14 protein-coding genes and 1 tRNA gene are annotated in these 19,585 nt (G+C 50.5%); 8 read left to right on the top strand and 7 right to left on the bottom strand.

What is annotated here, in order from left to right:
* Window positions 1–144: 144 nt before the first annotated feature.
* The gene (locus tag ACMHXE_RS18415) at window positions 145–801 is read left to right on the top strand and encodes a thiopurine S-methyltransferase (protein ID WP_224868102.1); all 657 of its coding nucleotides are present in this window, start codon (window positions 145–147) and stop codon (window positions 799–801) included.
* A 117-nt stretch (window positions 802–918) separates the two neighbouring features.
* On the opposite strand, the gene ACMHXE_RS18410 is transcribed toward ACMHXE_RS18415, so the two are convergent.
* Window positions 919–1,980, bottom strand: coding sequence for a porin (locus ACMHXE_RS18410; protein ID WP_224868103.1), 1,062 nt, complete (start codon window positions 1,978–1,980; stop codon window positions 919–921).
* A 568-nt stretch (window positions 1,981–2,548) separates the two neighbouring features.
* Between ACMHXE_RS18410 and tcdA the strand changes: the two genes are divergently transcribed.
* Window positions 2,549–3,394 (top strand): tRNA cyclic N6-threonylcarbamoyladenosine(37) synthase TcdA, encoded by an 846-nt coding sequence (tcdA, locus tag ACMHXE_RS18405; protein ID WP_413733015.1) that lies wholly within the window; start codon window positions 2,549–2,551, stop codon window positions 3,392–3,394.
* Between the two features lie 86 nt (window positions 3,395–3,480).
* Entirely contained in the window at window positions 3,481–4,710 is a 1,230-nt protein-coding gene (gene pepT, locus ACMHXE_RS18400; protein WP_248952165.1) for a peptidase T, read from the top strand.
* A 1-nt stretch (window position 4,711) separates the two neighbouring features.
* On the opposite strand, the gene ACMHXE_RS18395 is transcribed toward pepT, so the two are convergent.
* Window positions 4,712–6,343 carry an ATP-binding protein gene (locus ACMHXE_RS18395; RefSeq protein ID WP_165565659.1) on the bottom strand — a complete coding sequence of 544 codons (1,632 nt, stop codon included), beginning with the start codon at window positions 6,341–6,343 and terminating at the stop codon, window positions 4,712–4,714.
* 167 nt (window positions 6,344–6,510) lie between these two features.
* On the opposite strand from ACMHXE_RS18395, the gene ACMHXE_RS18390 reads away from it, so the two are divergent.
* On the top strand, window positions 6,511–7,122 hold the full coding sequence (locus tag ACMHXE_RS18390; protein WP_165565658.1) for a superinfection exclusion B family protein: 612 nt from the start codon (window positions 6,511–6,513) through the stop codon (window positions 7,120–7,122).
* 85 nt (window positions 7,123–7,207) lie between these two features.
* Here ACMHXE_RS18390 and ACMHXE_RS18385 read toward each other — a convergent pair whose 3' ends face one another.
* A complete protein-coding gene (locus ACMHXE_RS18385; protein ID WP_071237139.1) occupies window positions 7,208–7,336 on the bottom strand; it encodes a DUF3149 domain-containing protein in 129 nt (42 codons plus the stop codon).
* 270 nt (window positions 7,337–7,606) lie between these two features.
* Between ACMHXE_RS18385 and ACMHXE_RS18380 the strand changes: the two genes are divergently transcribed.
* Window positions 7,607–9,196 carry a bacteriohemerythrin gene (locus tag ACMHXE_RS18380; RefSeq protein ID WP_413733012.1) on the top strand — a complete coding sequence of 530 codons (1,590 nt, stop codon included), beginning with the start codon at window positions 7,607–7,609 and terminating at the stop codon, window positions 9,194–9,196.
* Window positions 9,197–9,326: 130 nt separating this feature from the next.
* Window positions 9,327–9,413, top strand: a tRNA-Leu gene (locus tag ACMHXE_RS18375).
* Between the two features lie 261 nt (window positions 9,414–9,674).
* On the opposite strand, the gene ACMHXE_RS18370 is transcribed toward ACMHXE_RS18375, so the two are convergent.
* The 3 genes from ACMHXE_RS18370 to ACMHXE_RS18360 form a co-directional block, all read right to left on the bottom strand.
* A complete protein-coding gene (locus tag ACMHXE_RS18370) occupies window positions 9,675–12,200 on the bottom strand; it encodes a hypothetical protein (protein WP_101056608.1) in 2,526 nt (841 codons plus the stop codon).
* Complete coding sequence (locus tag ACMHXE_RS18365) at window positions 12,200–12,805, bottom strand: hypothetical protein (RefSeq protein WP_101056607.1); 606 nt, start codon at window positions 12,803–12,805, stop codon at window positions 12,200–12,202. The genes ACMHXE_RS18370 and ACMHXE_RS18365 overlap by 1 nt, the downstream gene beginning before the upstream one ends.
* 934 nt (window positions 12,806–13,739) lie before the next feature.
* A complete protein-coding gene (locus ACMHXE_RS18360; RefSeq protein WP_101056625.1) occupies window positions 13,740–13,997 on the bottom strand; it encodes a DUF2999 family protein in 258 nt (85 codons plus the stop codon).
* A gap of 294 nt (window positions 13,998–14,291) precedes the next feature.
* Between ACMHXE_RS18360 and ACMHXE_RS18355 the strand changes: the two genes are divergently transcribed.
* Entirely contained in the window at window positions 14,292–16,451 is a 2,160-nt protein-coding gene (locus ACMHXE_RS18355) for a hypothetical protein (protein WP_413733010.1), read from the top strand.
* A gap of 10 nt (window positions 16,452–16,461) precedes the next feature.
* Window positions 16,462–18,390: a toxin-antitoxin system YwqK family antitoxin gene (locus tag ACMHXE_RS18350; protein WP_101096191.1), complete on the top strand. Its 1,929-nt coding sequence runs from the start codon at window positions 16,462–16,464 to the stop codon at window positions 18,388–18,390.
* Window positions 18,391–19,046: 656 nt separating this feature from the next.
* Here ACMHXE_RS18350 and ACMHXE_RS18345 read toward each other — a convergent pair.
* Window positions 19,047–19,571, bottom strand: coding sequence for a hypothetical protein (locus ACMHXE_RS18345; RefSeq protein ID WP_380660314.1), 525 nt, complete (start codon window positions 19,569–19,571; stop codon window positions 19,047–19,049).
* Window positions 19,572–19,585 lie beyond the last annotated feature (14 nt).

The raw sequence follows: 19,585 nt of genomic DNA, 5'->3' as shown, positions 1-19,585 counted from the left end.
CGGCTTCTCATCGATTTACTCAAGCTGAGCGTTGGTGCGTCTTCAGTCTGAAACTGTGAGCCTATTATTTTACACCTGTCGGACTTTGCATCCGTTACGCGAGTCGCTAGAGTATCAAGATTTTCTGATGAACAGGATGGATAGATGGAACCCGGATTCTGGCATGAACGCTGGCACAAACAGCAGATAGGTTTTCACCAGCAGGATATTAACCCCTTCTTGGTAAAATACTGGTCCACACTCGCGCTTAGGGGCAATGAGCAGGTTTTTGTCCCACTTTGTGGCAAGACTTTGGATATGTGTTATTTGGCCGAGATGGGCCATGATCTGCTTGGCTGTGAACTGAGCGAGTTGGCGGTAAGGCAGTTCTTTGAAGAGAATTGCCTTGCGTATCAACAGAAAGCCTTTGGCGAACTGCAGGCGTTTTCCAGTGAGCAGATGACCTTGCTACAGGGAGATCTCTTTGCATTGCAGGCTCAGCAATTGGCGTCGGTAGGTGCCTTCTACGATAGGGCAGCGCTAATCGCCTGGCCTGAGGAGATGCGTTTGCAATATGCCGCCAAGCTGGCTTCCTTGTTGCCAAGTGGTTGTTGTGGCCTGTTGGTCACTCTGGAATACCCTCAGGATATGCTCAAAGGGCCGCCATTTAGCGTGACCCAGGAATGGATCCGGCAGCATATGAGCCAGTGGTTTGAGATTACTTTACTGGAGCAAGCCGATGTGTTGGCCGATAATCCCAGGTTCATTGCCAAAGAGGTGCCTTGGCTCAATGAGAGTGCTTATCTTTTGAAACGTAAATAAGTTTCTCTGACGAAGATAAGAGTTGAAGGCGTGAACAGCGCCTGGTTTTAAGCTAGGTAAACAAAAAGGCGACCTCGAGGTCGCCTTTAGTGTCTATAACTACTATCTCAACAGAGATTAGAAGTCGTAACGTACACCCACGGTGAATACGTTGTCGTCTTCCAGGTCAAACTTAGCACCAGCATCTTTGAACTCACCTTCATAGTGAGCGTAGTGGCCAAAGATTAGAGTAGACTTGGCTACACGGTAGTCAGCACCGACAGTGATGTTGGTCACTTCGATGTCGCTGCCAGCTTTGTCGCCCAGAGCTTTGTAGTACTTACCGAAGCCAGCTTCATCATAGCCGTATTGCAGCTTCAGGTTTACACCGCTCAGGTTGTAAACTACGTTGACGAAGTAAGTGTTGTTGTCGTCAGAGTTGGCTGCAATGCTTTCGGAGTTCTGGAACAGACCACCGATTTTGAAGTCGCCCAGCTTAACTTGACCTACGGCGCGGTAAGCGTCGATACCACCGATAGCCTTGTTATAGGCGATGGCTGCATAGTAGTTCTGAGCCTTCAGCTTCTTGTCACCTATGGTGGCGCTCAGAGCATACATGCTGTCTTTGTCGATTTCTTCACCTGTAATAGGGTCGAAAGTCGCGTAGTTGTCTTCCATCAGGTAAGTGGCGTTCAGAGTGATCAGGTCAGCGATCTTTGGTGAGTAGTACCAAACACCGTCACCGCTACGAACTTGGCCGCCAACCAAACGGTCGATATCCGCGTTGGTGTTACCGAATGCGTCAACGCCGCCTTCAGCTTGCTTGAATACTGTGTCGTTACGACCGGCCAGGAATGTACCGAAATTGGTCTTGGCACCCAGGTAAGTGTTACGGGCTTTGAAAGTATCGCCAGTACCTGAAGTGTTTTCTACCTGGAACTCCATCTGATAGATGATGTCTACACCATCAGAAATCTTCTCGGAACCTTTTACACCCAGGTTTGAGAAGTTGTTTTCGATGTAAGTACCGCTTTCGCCTACTTCTACGCCGTTAGTACCAGTTTGCAGAGTGGCACCTTGATCAGAGTTGGTGATAGCCAGATCTAAACGGCCATACAGAGTTGGGCCATCAGCCAGCGCACCGAAAGAGGCTGCGGCCAGAACTGTTGCTACTGACGCAGAGATAAGGGTCTTCTTCATGTGTTGTGCTCCCTAGAACCTGAGTTCTAATCCATGTATTTATGGTTATTTAACAAACGAGTGTTCCTGGATTTGCAGCGGACATCCTGTCCGTCGCAAAGCTGCGCTGATTCTTACAGTTTTGTTTCTTCAAGATTGTGGCCTAGATCAAACTTTTTGCCCCATTTCGCCAGGAAAAGCGTCAATCTGTGACAAAAATGTCCATTTGGTTCAAAAACCACCCAGAAGCTATTGTTCACAAAATCAGCATGATCATCTTTTCGCTATAAAAAGATAATTTTGCAGTATGAAGGACTGTATCTGTTGGTTATTTTTAATAAAACAAATTGTAAATTAGTGATAGATGAAGTTTTAATAAAAGTGAAATTTTTCAGCACAAAAATGACATTTATGTGCACTGGTTCTCATTTGAACCGCCAAATCAGCTCCTGACAGAGTCGACGCAAATCTCTTCAAGTGCCGGTTAATATGCCTTATGACAGAGAGACTTTGAGCCTGTTACACCCTTGGCTTGGGGATAGTCGGGTATTCGGCTAAAATGCCGCCGAAGAAAATTGGGAATCAAGTTATGCAAGATACAGACTCAGAGCTGTTGGAGGCGGAAGCCTATCAACAGCGTTTTGGCGGCATCGCCCGTTTATATGGTGTTGCTGCACTGGCGGCCTTTTTCAAGGCTCATGTGATGGTGATAGGTATAGGTGGCGTCGGCACATGGGTCGCCGAAGCTTTGGCTCGTAGTGGAATAGGGCATATCAGCCTGATGGATCTTGACGATGTGTGTGTCACCAATACCAACCGTCAGATCCATGCGCTGGCAGACACCATAGGAGAGTCCAAGGTTGCTGTGATGGCGCAGCGGATTAAGGCGATTAATCCATTGTGCCGGGTGGATGAAATAGAAGACTTTATTGCTGCAGATAATCTGAGCCAGTATCTGTCGCAGGACAAGGGCATAGACTTTGTGGTGGACTGCATAGATTCGGTAAAGCCCAAGGCGGCCTTAATCGCTTGGTGCAAACGCAATAAGATTAAGTTGGTGACTATCGGTGGTGCCGGTGGTCAGACAGACCCAACCCAGATCCAGCAAACGGATCTGGCCAAGACTTTTCAGGACCCATTGCTGGCTAAGGTACGTAACTTGCTGCGCAAAGAATATGGTTTCAGCAAGAATCCACAGCGGCGTTTTGCCGTTGATGCCGTGTTTTCCAGTGAACACCTCAAGTATCCTCAGACCGATGGCAGTGTTTGTTCCACTAAGGCTGGCGCCCAAGGTAGTATGAGAATGGATTGCTCCTCAGGGTTTGGTGCTGTGACCATGGTGACCGGCAGCTTTGGCTTTGTGGCCGCAAGTCGGGTTTTGGCGCGCTTGGCGCAGGAAGCCAGTACTCCCGGCGGCAATACCAAGGCTGAATAAACAGCACAAAACATGATCTGAGTCTAATGTGGCAAGTGTCTGGGTTGTTAGAATCCAGACACTTTTTCGCTACAGATATTAAGCTTATGCGACAAGCGCTGCTCAATCGTTTCCTGCGGTATGTCAAACAGGATACACAAGCTGATCCGAATTCCCTATCTGTTCCCAGTTCTCAAGGCCAGGTGGCCTTCGCCAGTCAGTTGCAACAAGAACTGCTCGAGCTGGGATTTGATGATGTCTTCCTCAGTGAATCATGCTGCCTTTATGCCAAGTTACCGGCGAATACTGCTAAGGTACCGGCAATTGGCTTTCTGGCTCATATGGATACGGCGGCGGATTACTCCGGTGCCGGGGTCAAACCTCGGGTGATAGCTGACTATCAAGGACAAGTTATTGAACTGGAGCAGGGGGAAGAGCTTAGTCCTGAGCAGTTTCCTTCGTTGCTGAACTATCTCAATAAAACACTGATCACTGCCGATGGTACTACGCTATTGGGGGCTGACGACAAGGCTGGTATCGCCGAAATTGTCACGGCACTACACTATCTATTGCAGCACCCTGAAATCCCCCATGGTGAGATCAATCTCTGTTTTACACCCGATGAGGAGATAGGCCGAGGTACTGATGGTTTGGATCTCGAGCGTTTCGGCGCAGACTGGGCCTATACGGTTGATGGTGGCGCAGTTGGCGAACTTCAATATGAAAACTTCAATGCCGCCACTGCGGTGATAACCGCCAGGGGCAATAATTGTCATCCCGGCAGTGCCTATGGGGTGATGGTCAATGCCTTGACCATGGCTGCCAGGTTCCATGCCAGAATGCCACTCAATGATGCGCCAGAGACCAGCCAAGGTTTTCAGGGCTTTTTCCACCTGTTATCCATGGAAGGTCAAACAGAAGAAGCCAGCTTGGTATACCTGATAAGGGACTTTGACCGCGCTCAGTTTGAGCAACGTAAGACCTGGCTGCAAGAATCTGTGGCTAAATGCAATGCTGAGCTGCAGGCCGGTAGTCTGGAGATCTGTATCAGCGACAGCTATTACAATATGAAGGACTGTATATTGCCTGTGCCTCATGTGACAGATATTGCCTGTCAGGCGATGGAGATGGCAAACATCACACCGGATATCAAACCTATCCGCGGTGGCACTGACGGCGCGCAATTGTCCTGGAAGGGACTGCCTTGTCCCAATCTTTTTGCCGGCGGCCACAATTTTCATGGCAAACATGAGTATGTCTGCCTTGAGTCAATGGAAAAGGCGGTAGAGGTGATCATCAATATCGCCAGGTTAACGACTCAGAGATACGCCGAGTAATCTAAATAAAGAGTTCCACCCTGTCGTCATCGACGGGGCGGGACTCTATCACAGCCGGGAAGCGAACCCTAAAGTGAGCGCCGCCGAGGTTTGAGTCATTGGCAAGGGTGATATTGCCCTTCAGTAGTGTGACGGCATTGAAGGCCGCCGCCAATCCAAGCCCGGTGGCGCCGGTTCGTCTACTGGTGGTAAAGAAAGGCTCAAAGATCTGGCCGGCAATCTCGGGAGCGATTCCTTTGCCATTGTCTTCGATATCCAGCAGTAGTTCTTGACCCTGCTGTTGTACGCTGATGCTGATCTTATGGTTGGAATCACCCTCAAAGGCGTGCGCATAGGCGTTGGAAAGTATGTTGATCACTATCTGCTTCAGCAGGCTGTGGCTGCTGGTAAGCCAAAGATCGGCCTCGACCTGAATCTCCACATCTACCTGTAATTGCTTGAAAGATAGCGCTACAGCATCGGCAAATTCCTGCAATACCTGGGGTAGCAGCATCTGTTCGTGCACCTCATTGCCTTGCTCGGCAGCAATCGCCTTGAACTTCTGGATCAGGTTACTGGCGCGGGTAATATTACTGATGATCAGTTCACAGCTTTGTTGATATTCGTTGAGGATGGTATTGAGCTCTTCTAGTGTAGCGCCATCGTTTTGCAACAGCTCAACCAATTCATTGATATGCTGTAACTGACTACTGGCAGCGGTGAGGCAGATACCTATCGGGGTGTTTATCTCATGGGCTATGCCGGATACCAGACCGCCGAGCGCGGCCATTTTCTGCTGTTCGACCATCACCTGTTGAGCCCGTTCCAACACCAACAGCGACTGTTCAAGTTCTTTGGTTTGCTCTTTGACCTGCCTTGCCAACTCATCTTTATAGCTGCGTTCCAGTTCCAGTAGTCTTTCCCTGTCGCTCAGGGCTTCTTGTAGTTCGTAGCGGGAGCGGTTCAACTGGGTGAAGGAGGCGCGCAGCTGTTGCTGCATCAAATTGATGGCCAGGGCAACCTGGGTAAATTCATCCTGTTTATCCCGGCGCTTAAACTGCAGTGGTTGATAATCCTGCTCCAAATCGAGCTGTGAGCAGTACTCACTCAGTTGCAACAGGTGCCGGGTAATAGTGGCCCAAACCAGATAGAGAATGAAACCGGCCACCAGAAAGGTCTTGATACCATTGGCCACTAGTATCAGTAAGGCCTTGTTCACCAATCTGTCGTAGATTTTGGAGAGATCGGCTTGAACTCTTAGCTCACCGACATTGAAGTTCTGGCTGCTGGTCTTGTGCACCAGAGGAAAGCGCTTCTCTATTACACCTTGGTCTCTGTACTCGCCGGCTGTCCATTCTTTACCGCTGTCATCTTTTATGACCACATAGCTGGTATCCGGCAGTTGATTGAGACCGTTGAGTTGAGTCTTGATAAGTCTCTCATCTATCACCCAGATACTTGCCGCCAGCACATCCAGGTTAGCCTTTTCAATATTGGCAAACTCATCGTTGATTCGGCCAATGTCCCCCTTGTAATCAGAAACCAACTGCAAACCTGTGGTCACCAGAGTGATCAGAGAGCTGAACAGGATAATAGCCAGAGTCAGCCTGCGGCCTATGGGACTACTGATGAGCTGTTGTATAAAATCTGGCATTAATATCAACTATTTTAAGTGCTTGCTTTGGATAGCTTTAAGCATAGCTTCGCATCTGACTTTCGCGGTTTTTTTGTCGTTATATTAAGCCGCGGTACTTTGAATGAATTTGGCATTGGTTTTGCTTGATTAGTGATTGGAACAATTTTCTGACGCTGGATAGAGCCATGAAGAGACTGAAATTTGAGGTATTGAAAGAGGGCAAGTTCAAGGCCGCTGCATTGCAACTGACATTGTGGGTGCTGCTGATCACCACATTGCTGCTGTTTATGCCAAAGTCCTTGTTGGCTCTGTTGCATTTGGAATCCTGGGTAGATACCAATGCCCACTATATTGGCCTGACATTGCTACTGGCTTTGGCCTATATCGGCGCGCTGGCTGTCAACTTTTTGTTGGATGAAGCGATAAGTCGTTTGAGTGAGCGCCGAATCAACGAAATGATTGAAGCTAAGGTGAGGTTGTTGGATCCGGCCGAGCGGGCCCTGTTACGAGAGTTCTTCCTGCAGGGAGCCAGTGTTTTGACCCTGCCGCAAAATGAGGCTCCTGTACAGGCGCTGCTCAAGGCGCATATACTCGAGAGCCTGGGAAATGAACGCCATTACGCTATTCAAGGCCCCACCGCCGAGTACAAGATAGCGATGGCAGCCCGTAAGCATTTAAATCGAAGAGTGTTGCGCCTTCCTCCGGGAGAACCGAGTCAGGAGGAGTTGCAATACCTTATCAAGGCAAGACCGCAATTTATCAATGCTATTGCCCAGGTGCGGAAACACGCGGCTTAATCGCACTAAAAAAGAGGGCAGCCACAGGGCTGCCCAAGTAATACTCAAAAATGTCATTGCATTTAAAAGAACATGGAAGTCAAAGCTAAGGCTTTGCTGACTTTACAATAAACATCCACATAATGTAGGAGATGATCCCGATAGTACTGAAGATAACTATCATCGACAGTAAACCTATGGGGTTTCCGAACATTAGATCTAACCAGAATGCCATCACTGAAGTCCTCTTTCTTGTAAAGTCAAAGCTAAACTAATCAAATTTGCTAAAACTGAAGCTGATCTCGATCAACAAATGTTGTCAGAGTTGTTAATTGGGTAAATCGCCTTGTTAAAACATGAGCTGTATCATGTTTTGCTTAAATTAGCGGAGGGGGAAGCAAGGGCGTTATTTCACTGAAGGGAATAGGAGCAAAGGATAATATTCATTATCACACTAAAGGAGTAGGGTGGCTTGGGCTGAGATTGTTCATGCAAGGAGCGTGCGATGCAAACATCCCAAGGTCTTTCGAAATTGATATTAAGCCGGTGGCAGTTTTATCTGCTGTTGCTCTTGTTGCTTTACCCCCTGTGGAGCCTGTTACACGGCGGCAGTTATCTCGCCTTTGGCTCTCTATTGGTTGCCTTGATAGTGCTGACTTGGCTTGGTGCCAGACAGCTGTCCAATCTTAAGCGTTTGGAAAACGCTGCCCGTCACCTGGGAGAAGGCGATCTCAGCTATCAGTTGTCGGAGCAGGATGCCGGCATGTTCCATTCTGTGGTTCACGGCATCAACCGTATGGGAGAGGATGTTGGCCGCACGATTCTGTCTTTGGTCAATACTGCCGATACGATGAAGAGCGTGGCCATGGATATCAAATCTATCAGCGATGCCGCCCATACCGGAGTGGAGGAGCAGGAAAAACAAGCGGAATTGGCCGCGACCGCTATGAACCAGATGGTTGCTACCGTGCAGGAAGTCAGTCGTAACGCAGCTTGTGCTGCCAATGCTGCGGAGGAAGCCATGCAGGCAGCCCGCAGCGGTGACCAAACCGTCAAAGAGGTGGTAAGGCAGATAGATGATATGTCGGCTCAGGTTGAGCAAACCCAGTTAGTTATCGCTCGTCTGGCCGAAGACAGCAACAACATAAGCACCATTATTGACACCATTTCCCAAGTGGCTGAGCAAACCAATCTGTTGGCGCTGAACGCCGCTATTGAGAGTGCCCGCGCCGGCGAGCATGGCCGAGGTTTTGCTGTGGTTGCCGATGAAGTCCGTAGTCTGGCGCAGCGCACATCCACAGCTACAGTCGATATCCAACAGCAGATACTGCAGTTGCAACAGGGTGCCGATGAAGGCGTGAAAGTGATGAGAACCAGTGTCGAGCAGGCCAGTGCCAGCCATGCGATGGCTCATCAGGCGCAGCAGGCATTGGGGCAAATTGTGGCGCAGATTGAAAGCATTACAGATATGTCGCATCAAATAGCGGCGGCTTCGGAACAACAGCAGACAGTTGCCGAAGAGATCAGCAACAATATCTCCTCTATGGCGCGAGTGGCGGTCGAGAATGCCAAAGAAACCCACAGTACCAACCTATCCAGTCTGAAAGTATTCAATATGTCGCAGGAGATCAGTTCCCTGCTTGGGCGTTTCCATGTCGACAAACGGGCGATGGAGCAGTTGGAGAAACGCCATCGCTTTGTTGAGTGGGGGCCGCAGTTGGATCTCGGCATGGAAGAGATCAATCGTCAGCACCAACGTCTGGTATCCCTGATCAATGAACTGCACCGCACTCTGGAAGAAGCTTACGGCCTGGAAGCTATTAAACGCATAGTACAGGGGCTGGTGGATTACACTGCCAATCATTTCGCCTATGAAGAGGAGTTATTTGCCCGTTTCGGTTACCCGCAAACCGAACAGCACAAGCTCAAGCACCAACAATTGGTGGCTAAGGTACTGGATTTCCAGAAGCGAGTGGCCAATGGTGAAGATGTTGCCGATGAATTGATGGCCTTCCTCAAATCCTGGCTTATCAACCATATTCAGGGTAGCGACAAGGAGTACACAGGTTTCCTAATTGCCCGCGGAGCCCAGTAGTCAGAGCGAATTTTGTCCAACCGAACAGGATTTTGGCAAACAGGCTCGTAAAGCGCTTGCCATTGAAGTGAGCACAGGTATAATGCCGTTCACTCGCCGATGAGACTTCGTCGCGAAACAATCTATATGTGCCAGAGTGGTGAAATTGGTAGACACAGGGGATTCAAAATCCCCCGCCCTTAAAAGCGTGTCGGTTCGAGTCCGACCTCTGGTACCATCTCTCCTAGAGATAATAAGCCGACGTTTAGTCGGTTTTTTTGTTTTCAGCTCCGAGTCAGCTCCGAGTCAGCTCCGAGTCAGGTCTGAGCAAGTCATTGCGCCACGCGCGTGTCGGCTGGAAGGCCAGCCCCGTCGCTCCGACCTCTGGTACCATCTCTCCTAGAGAGAACAGAAACCGACATTGAGTCGGTTTTTTTGTTTTATAGAAAAAACGGGAGCCTTGAGGCTCCCGTTGGCAGTTGTTTACTTCAACTTTGCATCAATCGTTCAGGTGGGCACAGCGACCAAACTCGGCTCCGCCTTTAACGGCAGCAACAACCTGTTTAGGGAAGCTGAGCTGAACATCCTGGCCATCCCGGCAGACAAAGGCTTTGTTCAGATCGACATCGATAGACAAGACAGCGCCTGCAATACCCCCCATCATTTCAGAGCCGTTGGCACTGATGGCAAATGGGTTATCTATGGTCAGTGCCTTGGCTTCGGTAACGCCCTGCTTGGCGAAGAACTCCCTGGTGCTCATCCAGCCCAAACCTTCCAGGTAGATACCACCACTGAAACCGGTAAACAGGCTACCGGAGCGAGCGGTAATCATCGACAGATCGTCGCTGGCATCAAGTAGCAGCATACGCGGTACGCCAAACTCGGCGCTGATGCTGTCGTGATCCCAACCTTCGGCACACAGATTACCCAGGAAGAAGTGATTGAAAGGTACCTGCTCACACCAGCGCAGGCTACCTATGTTCTCCTGTTGGCCCGAGTCCGTATGCCACAGGGTGACTCCGGTGCGAGTGCCAAAGCCAACCGTGCTGCCGTCGTTGGAGATCACCGAGGAGTCCTGGGCGCCAAACTCAGCCGAGGTGTCGTGGAAGCGGCCATCGACCCAGGCAACCTGACTGGTGCCATCATAAGTGCCGGTAATGGTACTGCCGTTGCCGGCTATCCTGTCGGCACGCAGCCATTGAACCTTTTCGGCAAATTGGTAAGGCAGTTGCTGCATACCGGCCTTCTTGGTCCAGATAAAGGGCACTATCTCGTCCTTGAATGCACTCTGGCAGGCGCCGTTACCGTCAGTATCCAGATAGGCTGTGCCAACAACTGTGTCGCCGCTATCGTCCATATCCCAGACATAGCTGGAGTTGGTGCCTGACTGCCCCGAGCCACCGCAGCTGTTACCGTTGAGATCCCCAAGCGAGGTTAGTTTGTCGCTGCGCAGATCCCAGATGGCGGCATTGCTGATGCCGTTGCCACTGAAGTCCGCCATGACACCGGCCTTGGTAGCGTTTTTGTTCATGGTGGGGTGTCCGGCAACCACGGCATTACCGGCTGGGTGCAGCTCGAACAGGGCCTTCTTGGTGCTGTCATAGAGGAAAGGTGTAGTGCCGGTTATCCCCATGGCACGTTTGCCGTTCTTGGCATGATCCAGCACAAAGGCGCTTACCAGCGGGGTATATTGGATGCCATCTGTGTAGCCGTTGAAATAGATATCGGCCTGTTTGGTTACTCCGGCTTCGGCAATGATAGGAGTGAAATCACAGGCGCTATCGCTGGCCGGATTGCTACTTTCATTGCTGTTCCAGTATTCGGCCTCTGACAAGAGGGCGGTTTGTTGGGTAGGATAACCACCGGCCTTGATGGTCTCCATGTAGAGCACATAGCGGCCGCCGGGTGTCAGACCATTGATGGTGAACTTGCCATCCGGGCCTACAAGCCCTTGAGTCAGGTTGCCGGACTGTTGAGTGACCACATCGTACAGTGGGTTATCCAGGTTGCGGGCCACCATGTTCATGCCCGAATAATCCACTCCTTCCTTGGTGTACAGGGTACCGGAAATCGAGCCGTAGCCAGAACGATATTCCGCTGTAGGGTAGAGATCTGACAGGTTGACTATGTCGTCGCGCACATTGACCGTTGATTGCTCGGCGCCCTGAATTCCCAACACATTGATGAAGGGGAACATGGTTTCAATAGTGTCCGGCGCTATCTGGCTGGCGCTGGTGTATTGATTGGTGATGGCGCAACCCGGTACCCCGTCATATTGCGGGCTGTAAGAGGCCGACATATAGCTGAGATGGCCATTGGCCTGGGAGTGCGACATATTGAGGGCGTGGCCGAATTCATGGGTAAATACCCCGGCAATCATTTCGCCTTCTGTGTCATCTATTCCTACGTACCAGCCGTTCATCAAGGCAGTGGCCTCAAGGATTTCACCGGTTTCTTCATCGGCCCACTCGGGGAAGGCTATCCCCAGCACCTGGCTGCGTGGTACGCCGAAATACTGTTCCAGTATCTGGCCATCGGTGTCATAGTTGACCCAGAAACCATAGCCGTTTACGGCGGAATAGATCTGATCGACATTGGTTTGATTGACGTCCTGGATGCCGGTTTGCTGTTCAATGGTGCCCTGCACCGACATCTCAAAGGTGGAGGTTTCCACCGCAGACCATTCGCCCACGGCCTTGGCGGTAATGGCATTGGCTTGAGCTATGCTGAGGAAGGTGTAATCCCGGTCCAGCACAGTACCCGCCGGGATTACAGTGCCGTCCGGTAGTGTGATGTCGAGATTGAACACCTGCCCCTTTTCCAGAATGGTGAAGGTTTGTACGTCAACCCCATCCTTGTTTTTAATCACAGGGCCACCGTCGGTATAGACGGGAATCGCCCCCTTGGAAGTATCCCACTTATAGGGCTGCATTGTGGGTTCGTGAATATACAGCGGGCCACCGGCCAGCGCGGCAGAGGAGACTGAGCCCAACAGTAAGGCCGTGGCAATTCTTGAAAGCTTCATTATTTGGCCTCCTGTACCAGTTTGCCAACCAGAGACATAAATGCGGCGGCATCCACAGCACCTGCCGTGGTGATAAGGCTCTGCTCTTCAGGGCTGAGCGACTGGGTGTTCATGCCATCAAACAGGCCTATGTTGCCCAGTTGATTGCTGACTTTGCCGTTTTGCACAATGAATTTGCCTTGTTCCAGCCCTACGGTAGAAGTCAGGCCAGCACCGAGATCCGGATTCATAAAGGCCACTACCTGCTCGCCAACCGACCAGCGGGCGAACCCTTCGGGGGATACGCCAAGGTAGACTTTGCCATTACCCATGGAGCGGGGCTTGAGCAAACCAAACTGGCGGAAAGTATATTCGCTGCCGGCTTTATGTTTGTTCTTGGCATCCATACCTACCCGAATGGTTATCTGGGTATAGGGGCGTTTGCGCTCATCAAAGCCATCGGTCACAGACACCACTTGGCCCGAGACTATGCTGGACGCTTGATTGGTCAATTGACTGAGATTTTGTTTGAGATGTTTTTGGGCCACGGCTGCCGGTGTCAGCAGCAAACTGGCTGAGACGAGACATAGCGCCGACAGACGCTTGAACCACTGGGATCTTGTCACTGGAATACCTCCTGTATGATTGGGATAAATTCAGCTTTCGATCATCGACCCATACTTCCTTGGTCGAATATTGACCGAGCACCTACTTAAGCACGCCGACTCAGTGGGTGGCACGGCAAATGATGTAGCGTTTTGTAGCGTGTTTGTTAAACGCACACGATTTGTCTCAATCTTGTGCTAGGAAAATATCACGGAGAGATAAGAGATTGGCTTTCAACAGGCCTTTGGTTATTGTTTGTTCAGCGTGAGCTGTTTGCCATGCTGAATATCAGTTAATAACATGGAGAGAGCTGATGAGCTGTAACTTTTGTGGTGGGCGTTTGAATAGCGGAATGTTACGTAAGCAGGAGCCGGGAAGCGGCCGAAAGTTTAAGTCGTGTCCCAACTGTTCTGCGACTCATGGTGAGGAACATATATTTCATCCCTATCCCGCTGATTTTGGTAATACGCCGGCACGTGTGACCGCAGCCAATCCGGACGGGCATCAAAGTTATTGCAGAAATTGTCGGGCGCTTGATACGGGTATTGCTTCAGAGAACTATCAAAAATGGAAGGTGCGAACAAGTCCCATGTGTGCTCTGCGTCGGCTTACAGGCCTGGATGCAAGGCGTGGTTCGCAGCAAATGGCCCTAGTCCTTTGCAAGAAGCACAACACAGCAGACAGATCTGTAAGCCACGCCCTTCGGGGCTTTCACAGCAACCGGCTCTCTGCGTTATTCGACTTCAACATGCCCCGGCATGCCTTCAGTCAGATGCCTTGAGCGCCAATTGCTGTGTAAGCCAGAGTGCCACGAGGACCTATTCGCACCTTCCTAAGCGTTGCTGCGAACTGAGCTGATGGCACAGCCAATTTATCAGCCTAATACTGGATGCATGACAGAACATGAAATCGGCCCTCAAAGCCAAATGAGTCAGGCCTTGAGGGCGCACAGGATTAAACAGACTTGTTCATTTGGGCTTTGGCGGCTTCAACCTTGGAGAAATCCAGTCCCAGTTCTTCCACGGCTTCTTTGATCAGTGCCGGGTTCTGCATCACTTGCATCATCAACCCCTGCAACTTTTCCGGCGGTAATCCCAACTGCCCCAGAGTACCCATGGCCATCAGGGGATTTTCGGTCAGGCTCTGGAACAGGCTGCTTATTTGTTCATCGCTGATATTGTGCTCTTTCAGCAGGGCAATAATAGGGTTCATAAGTTCCTCATTGGTTTCAAGCATTCAGATTGAGTTGATTTTAACAGAAGAAACGCCTGGCACCTTCACTGGGGCATCGCAAAATTAAGCTGTTTTGGGTTATTTTTAAAGACTCTATTCAAGCTTGGGCTGAGAGAAAACCTGCCAAGAGTCATGGGGCTTGTTTTTTGTTTTTAGTCGTAGTCTTGGGGTTCAGTTCGATACCGCGTATATGGTCGAATAGCAGGAGAATTATGACTTCTGATTTGGCATAATGTGGCGCTAATTTTTAAGCGTTCTTCTTCAAGGAATGAAATGAAGCAGTATCTTTCCCTCTTCGGCCTGTTATGGCTCTTATCCGCGTGTACCCCCAATTCCCATGTTGAATTTGACCCTAAAAAAGGCGATCGAGTCGATTACTGGGTACAGACAAAAGCCAACATAGATATTGGCGGACGGGTATTTACTCAGCACAGCAACTCTTTGATGCACTATAAGGTGATTGAGACCTCGCCGACACTCAAGCTGGAACTGGTGCCCAAGTTTATGACTATGTCCGGTGGCGGCAATAGTTTCAGTAGTTTTACCGCTGCAAACGATGAGCCCGAGTTGCAACAGATGTTTTCCCGCGGCTTTGAAATCACCCTGGATAAAGACTCCGGCAAATTACTGGCATTTAAGGGCAAGGATGAAGAGAGCTGGCAAAAGATGTTGGCACGCTCGGGCCCTGAGTTAATCGAGCATTTGACTCAGGGGATGGAGACTCCCGGTGTGTTGCAAAAGATCCCCGCCAAAGAGGGCAGTAAGCTGATACTCGAGGGGTTTAATGGTCAGCAAACGGAACTATTGGTCACTAAGGTGACCCCTGAGATAGTGGACGCAGAGTTGACCGCCGAAAGCGGCGATAGTCGTCTGTATGGTCATATGCGCCTGGCGCGTGAGAGTGGCTGGTTGCAGAAAATGGTGTTGGTGCTTGAGAGCAAGATTGACGCCATGGGCCAACAAGGCAACAACCATATACAGATAGTGATGTCGCGCAAAGATCTGCTCGATCAGGTGGGCGATCTGAGGCAACAAATCGCCTTCGATGATATGGACAACTGGAACCCCATCATGGCATCGCCCCCCAAGCCTGCCGATGGGCTTGAGCTCAGTGCCGAAAGCTTATTCCGCTATGGTAAGGGCACATTTCGTGGCGAGTCTGAACATCTGCAACTGGAGCTCTTGCTGACTGAAGGCGATAGAGAAGTGTTGGGGGAAATCCGCTACCGAGATCTGCTGGCGCTGGATGCCGAAGATAAACCCATTGCACTGGAGTGGAGCATACTCAGCCAGTTGGGCCCCTATCAGGAGAGTGGTGCGCTAGTCATCAGTACCGCGATTGTGCCCCTGGGATGGGATCAGCGAAACCAGTTTGAAAAAATATCCTCCTTCAGTGCCGTGGCAGACTATAGGCCACTCGAGTTGGTATCGGTTTCCAGCCAATGGCGGTCTGGGCAGGAGCAGCAGTTGGCGTTGGCCGGTGGCACACTCACTATTACCCCGGTAGCGCAGCAAGAGGGCGAGTATCTGCTGCATTTCAGCGGCGCCGATGGTTATCTGGTGCCGTTTTTCGATGGGCTTGAAGGCGAGTTTCGCTATCAGACACCGCAAGGTGGCCCCGAGTGGCTCAACAGCATGGATCGCAGTTTGCTGTTTAGCGGCCAACAACTCTTTCGGGTGAAATTGACCAAGCCGGCAGCAGAGGTAACCTTTCATGCCATCTTGGATCAGCAACAAGCCGGTTTCAGCCGCGAGGTGCGCTGGGTGAACCGTGAGGCCTTTGCCGCCGATTACACCCTGCCTCCCATGGGCAAGCATTACCTTTATTACAATGATACCGGCGAAGAGGCGGTCGATTTTGATCCGGCCACCTTTGCGACTCAGGCCGATACGCCGCAGGGTGCCAAGCTGACTTTGCCGCGGGACTGGGCCGGTATCTGCCAGCTGCAAATTGAAGGCGATTTTAAACAAGGGCCATCGGCTTTGGTCTGGAAAGCAAAGCCTAACGAGCGCATGACGACTCAAGTCGAGTACCAACTGAGTACCGAGGATGGCATTCGCCGTTATTTCTATGGTCTGGAAATACCCAGTCATCTGCACTGTGATGGTCGCCCGGTATGGCACTCTGTCGACTATACCCCGGGTGAACGTGCCTGGTTGGTGCCCCTTGAAGTGTTTGGCGAGCTGGATCTGCAGCAATCTGTGCAGCAATTCCTACAGAGTTACCATCTCTACAGTGCCGATGACGTGCAACTGCCGTTGCTGGACAAGCAGGCGCGCTACCTGAGCTCAGAGGATATCCCGCTGAGCGAAGCCGTCATGGAAGACAAATACCTAAGGGTTGCCGATAGTGTGGAACGTATCGGTAAACTCGAGTACCAGGGCGAGCCCCTGGATATCCGCTGGGTCAACAGTTTCCCGCCACTGCCTTAAGGACAAGAAAATGCGTGTATTGATATTACTTTGTGGCCTGATGAGCTGGATGGCCAGCGCCGAGACAGTGTGGCTGAATGAGGATTGGCAAGTGGTCGACAGTGAGCGCCAGGCCAGTTTTTATGTTAAAGATCCGCAAATCCAGGATCAGCATGGTTGGCAGACCACCATCTATTATGTCGGCTCGGATACCCCCAGATTCAAGGGCAGCTTTGCCAAGCCGGGGATCTTCCAAAATGCCCTGGGTAACTACCAGTTCTTTCACAATAACGGCAAGCTGTCTTCCGATGGCAACTATAACGATAACAGCGAGATGGAAGGCCAGATCCGCTTCTATGATGAAGACGGCGTCTTGACCATGGAGGCCGGTTTTGTTGATGGTGAACAAAGAGGCACTCAGAAAAACTTCTACAGTAACGGTCAGTTAGAGGAGGTTTATCAGCAGTTGGGCGACAAACGTGTTGGTAAAGACAGCCACTATTACCAGGATGGCAGTCTGCAGGCGCAGCACTCGCTGGTTAATGGTCTGCCGGAAGGGGAGCAACTGGAATACTACCCGGGTGGGCAACTGCGTGAGCGCAGCCTGTATCAGGCGGGTAAACTGACAGGGGAGCGCAAACGTTATCACCGCAATGGTGAGCTGTCCTCCATTGACACCTTTGGCCCTAAAGGTCAGCAGGGAAAAGCCTATGAATACTGGGATACAGGTGTCCAAGAGGCCGAGTATGTCTATGTGGATGGCCAGCGGCAGGGGCCGGCCAAACGCTGGCATAAAAATGGCCAGCTTAGTCGGGAAACCAGTTTCCAGCAGAATCGAGAGCACGGGGAAAGCCGCCAGTATGATGCCAAGGGACAGCTGACACGAATCGAACATTATCAGCAGGGCGAAAAGGTGGGCGAGCAGCAAACCTTTTATACCAGTAGCTCGAAGCTGCAGCAGTTACAGCGCTTTGACGAGAAAAGCCGCTTGGTCTTTGAACAAAAGTTTGCCGATGACGGCAGCAAGACCATGGAGTTCAGCGCCCGTTTTGTCAAAGATAAGCAGATCCTCGATAGGCAACACTTCCAAGACGGCAAGCTCAGTTCAAGAATGCAGCAGGATATGACTCGGGTGTGGACACTATATCAGAAGTTTGATGCCAACGGCGTTGTCATTGAACGAGAGGAAAAAATCAAGGGCAAGCGCGAGGGGCTGGCCGTGCAAATGTATCAGGGGCTCTGGGATGATGAGCCCTATATAGAGACCAGTCACTACAAAAAAGGTCAGCTCCATGGCGCTTATGAGAAGAAACTGGTCAGCGGCAAGCTGCTGGAGCAGGGCGAATATGCCCATTACAAAAAGGTGGGGTTCTGGACTTATCAAGATGCCCGTAACCGCCGTACAGAACAGCGTGACAGCCAGGGGCGGTTGCACGGTGAAGTGAGAGAAATCCAGGTACACGATGGCCAATTGTTGCAGCTGGCGCATTACCGGCACGGGCAGCTTGAGGGGGAATACCAAACCTACAGCGAAAAAGGCGAGCTGCAAGCCAAGGGAAATTATAGCCAGGACAAAAGGCATGGCCTGTGGCAGTACCAGGATCCCTATGAAACCCAAGTGTCCCTCTGGCAAGGGGAGTATCATTACGGCAAAAAAGTCGGCACTTGGCTGGCGCACTCTGCTGCGGGTTATGAACTGGGGCGGGAGCAATATGACGCTAAAGGACAGGCGCAGGGCAGTTTTTACTATTTCACCGAAGACGGGTTACTGAACAAGGTCGCCCGTTATCAGGACGGTAAGGAGCATGGCGAAACCGTGTCTTACATCCAGGGTAAAGCTTACTATATCCAAACGTTCGAACACGGTGAGTATCTGGGCAGTCGTGATGTTTACGACGATGAGCTTAAGGTCGAGAGCGGCTGCGATAGCTCTGCCTCATCGCTGTTATTTGGCTGTTGAGGCTTTATTTATGGTTTAGCCGTGTGGGCTTAATGATTGCCGCAATAAGCTGTTTGCGCTGCAGCTTGAGCCCTTCGGCAACCTGTTACGCCGAGGGACTATAGTGGCTCTGGCGCTTAAAGCAGGCCGGTTTGTCTGTCAGGAAAGTGGTCAACTCGGCTTCGCTCTGCGCCTCTGCGAATTAATGGGCAGAGTTGTTGAAATCGGGTGTAAAATAAGGTTTTCAACCCTTACCGCAAGCGTTACAAGGAAAGTATAAGTGGCTGAATCTACTTTTTTATTCCTATGTTCAGTGGTGCTCTCTCTTTGGGTAAGAGCATGTCTGAAACTGCATAAACTGACTCAGACCAATCAGGATAAAAACAGGACATTTTGGGGACAAATAGGCCAACAACTAGGCAACTATGATCTGTATATGGGGATCTTGTTTGGAAAAGCTGAACGTCATTCCCTGTATCATTCAGAGTTGGCAGCGCTAATCACTGAAATCAGAGCGGCTTTCAAACTGGCTATATGGGCAATACTCTTGTTTATTTTGTACTTGATATTCAACTTTGGGTTATAGCAAGGCAAATTACCGCGAAAGAAATTCGCGGGTCGAAAAAAGTCATACCAGGGGGCATCAATAGGCAGTTGTTAATGCATAAACGTGTTTTTTATACATCTCTTACCCAAACTGTTTTTACATGCTTTTTAAGCAAAGCTACCACGCTGTTATGGATAAACAGGTAACCGAAATCCTCTTCAAGCTTAAATATTAGTCGCTCTTCAAGTGGGACACCTTCCAGGCGTGAAAAATCCAGCTTTGCGGTTTCCAAATCCAACCAGTTTAACTTGCCATATTGCTTCTCTTCATTAGTTAGCCGATAAGTCTGGTGTATGTACGGCATACGGAAGTTTTCAAATACTTTTATTTGATCTTTTGATGGTTGGCTTGGTGAGCAATCTACCCTTGCGTCCAGCCACTCGACACCATGTTGGACCCGTTCCGCGATTCTCTCTGCTATATCGTTGACAATAAAAAGCTTGGGGGAGAATGTTATTTCCAGAAGCAGGTCTGGTTCAAGAGTGACTGTGGATTTCGGGGTTGGCTGGAATGCAAATTCAGCCAGAGATTGTCTGGACAGCAGCGCGTAATCATTCATGGTTATATTCATAGCGGCATTCTTAGTGGGATTCATAGCCAGGCGCATCC

This window comes from Shewanella sp. BJSY2023SW007 (genome assembly GCF_047314525.1).
GTDB lineage: Bacteria > Pseudomonadota > Gammaproteobacteria > Enterobacterales > Shewanellaceae > Shewanella > Shewanella chilikensis.
The sequence above is the reverse complement of the archived record's forward strand: the minus strand, read 5'-3'. Positions and strand labels throughout refer to the sequence as shown.

Excerpts from the sequence above, each read along its gene's own strand:
- ACMHXE_RS18385 (WP_071237139.1), bottom strand. The coding sequence starts at position 7,336 with ATGGCATTCTGGTTAGATCTAATGTTCGGAAACCCCATAGGTTTACTG.
- ACMHXE_RS18395 (WP_165565659.1), bottom strand. The coding sequence starts at position 6,343 with ATGCCAGATTTTATACAACAGCTCATCAGTAGTCCCATAGGCCGCAGG.
- tcdA (WP_413733015.1), top strand. The coding sequence starts at position 2,549 with ATGCAAGATACAGACTCAGAGCTGTTGGAGGCGGAAGCCTATCAACAG.
- ACMHXE_RS18345 (WP_380660314.1), bottom strand. The coding sequence starts at position 19,571 with ATGAATCCCACTAAGAATGCCGCTATGAATATAACCATGAATGATTAC.
- ACMHXE_RS18350 (WP_101096191.1), top strand. The coding sequence starts at position 16,462 with ATGCGTGTATTGATATTACTTTGTGGCCTGATGAGCTGGATGGCCAGC.
- ACMHXE_RS18390 (WP_165565658.1), top strand. The coding sequence starts at position 6,511 with ATGAAGAGACTGAAATTTGAGGTATTGAAAGAGGGCAAGTTCAAGGCC.
- ACMHXE_RS18410 (WP_224868103.1), bottom strand. The coding sequence starts at position 1,980 with ATGAAGAAGACCCTTATCTCTGCGTCAGTAGCAACAGTTCTGGCCGCA.
- ACMHXE_RS18415 (WP_224868102.1), top strand. The coding sequence starts at position 145 with ATGGAACCCGGATTCTGGCATGAACGCTGGCACAAACAGCAGATAGGT.
- pepT (WP_248952165.1), top strand. The coding sequence starts at position 3,481 with ATGCGACAAGCGCTGCTCAATCGTTTCCTGCGGTATGTCAAACAGGAT.
- ACMHXE_RS18380 (WP_413733012.1), top strand. The coding sequence starts at position 7,607 with ATGCAAACATCCCAAGGTCTTTCGAAATTGATATTAAGCCGGTGGCAG.
- ACMHXE_RS18360 (WP_101056625.1), bottom strand. The coding sequence starts at position 13,997 with ATGAACCCTATTATTGCCCTGCTGAAAGAGCACAATATCAGCGATGAA.
- ACMHXE_RS18355 (WP_413733010.1), top strand. The coding sequence starts at position 14,292 with ATGAAGCAGTATCTTTCCCTCTTCGGCCTGTTATGGCTCTTATCCGCG.
- ACMHXE_RS18370 (WP_101056608.1), bottom strand. The coding sequence starts at position 12,200 with ATGAAGCTTTCAAGAATTGCCACGGCCTTACTGTTGGGCTCAGTCTCC.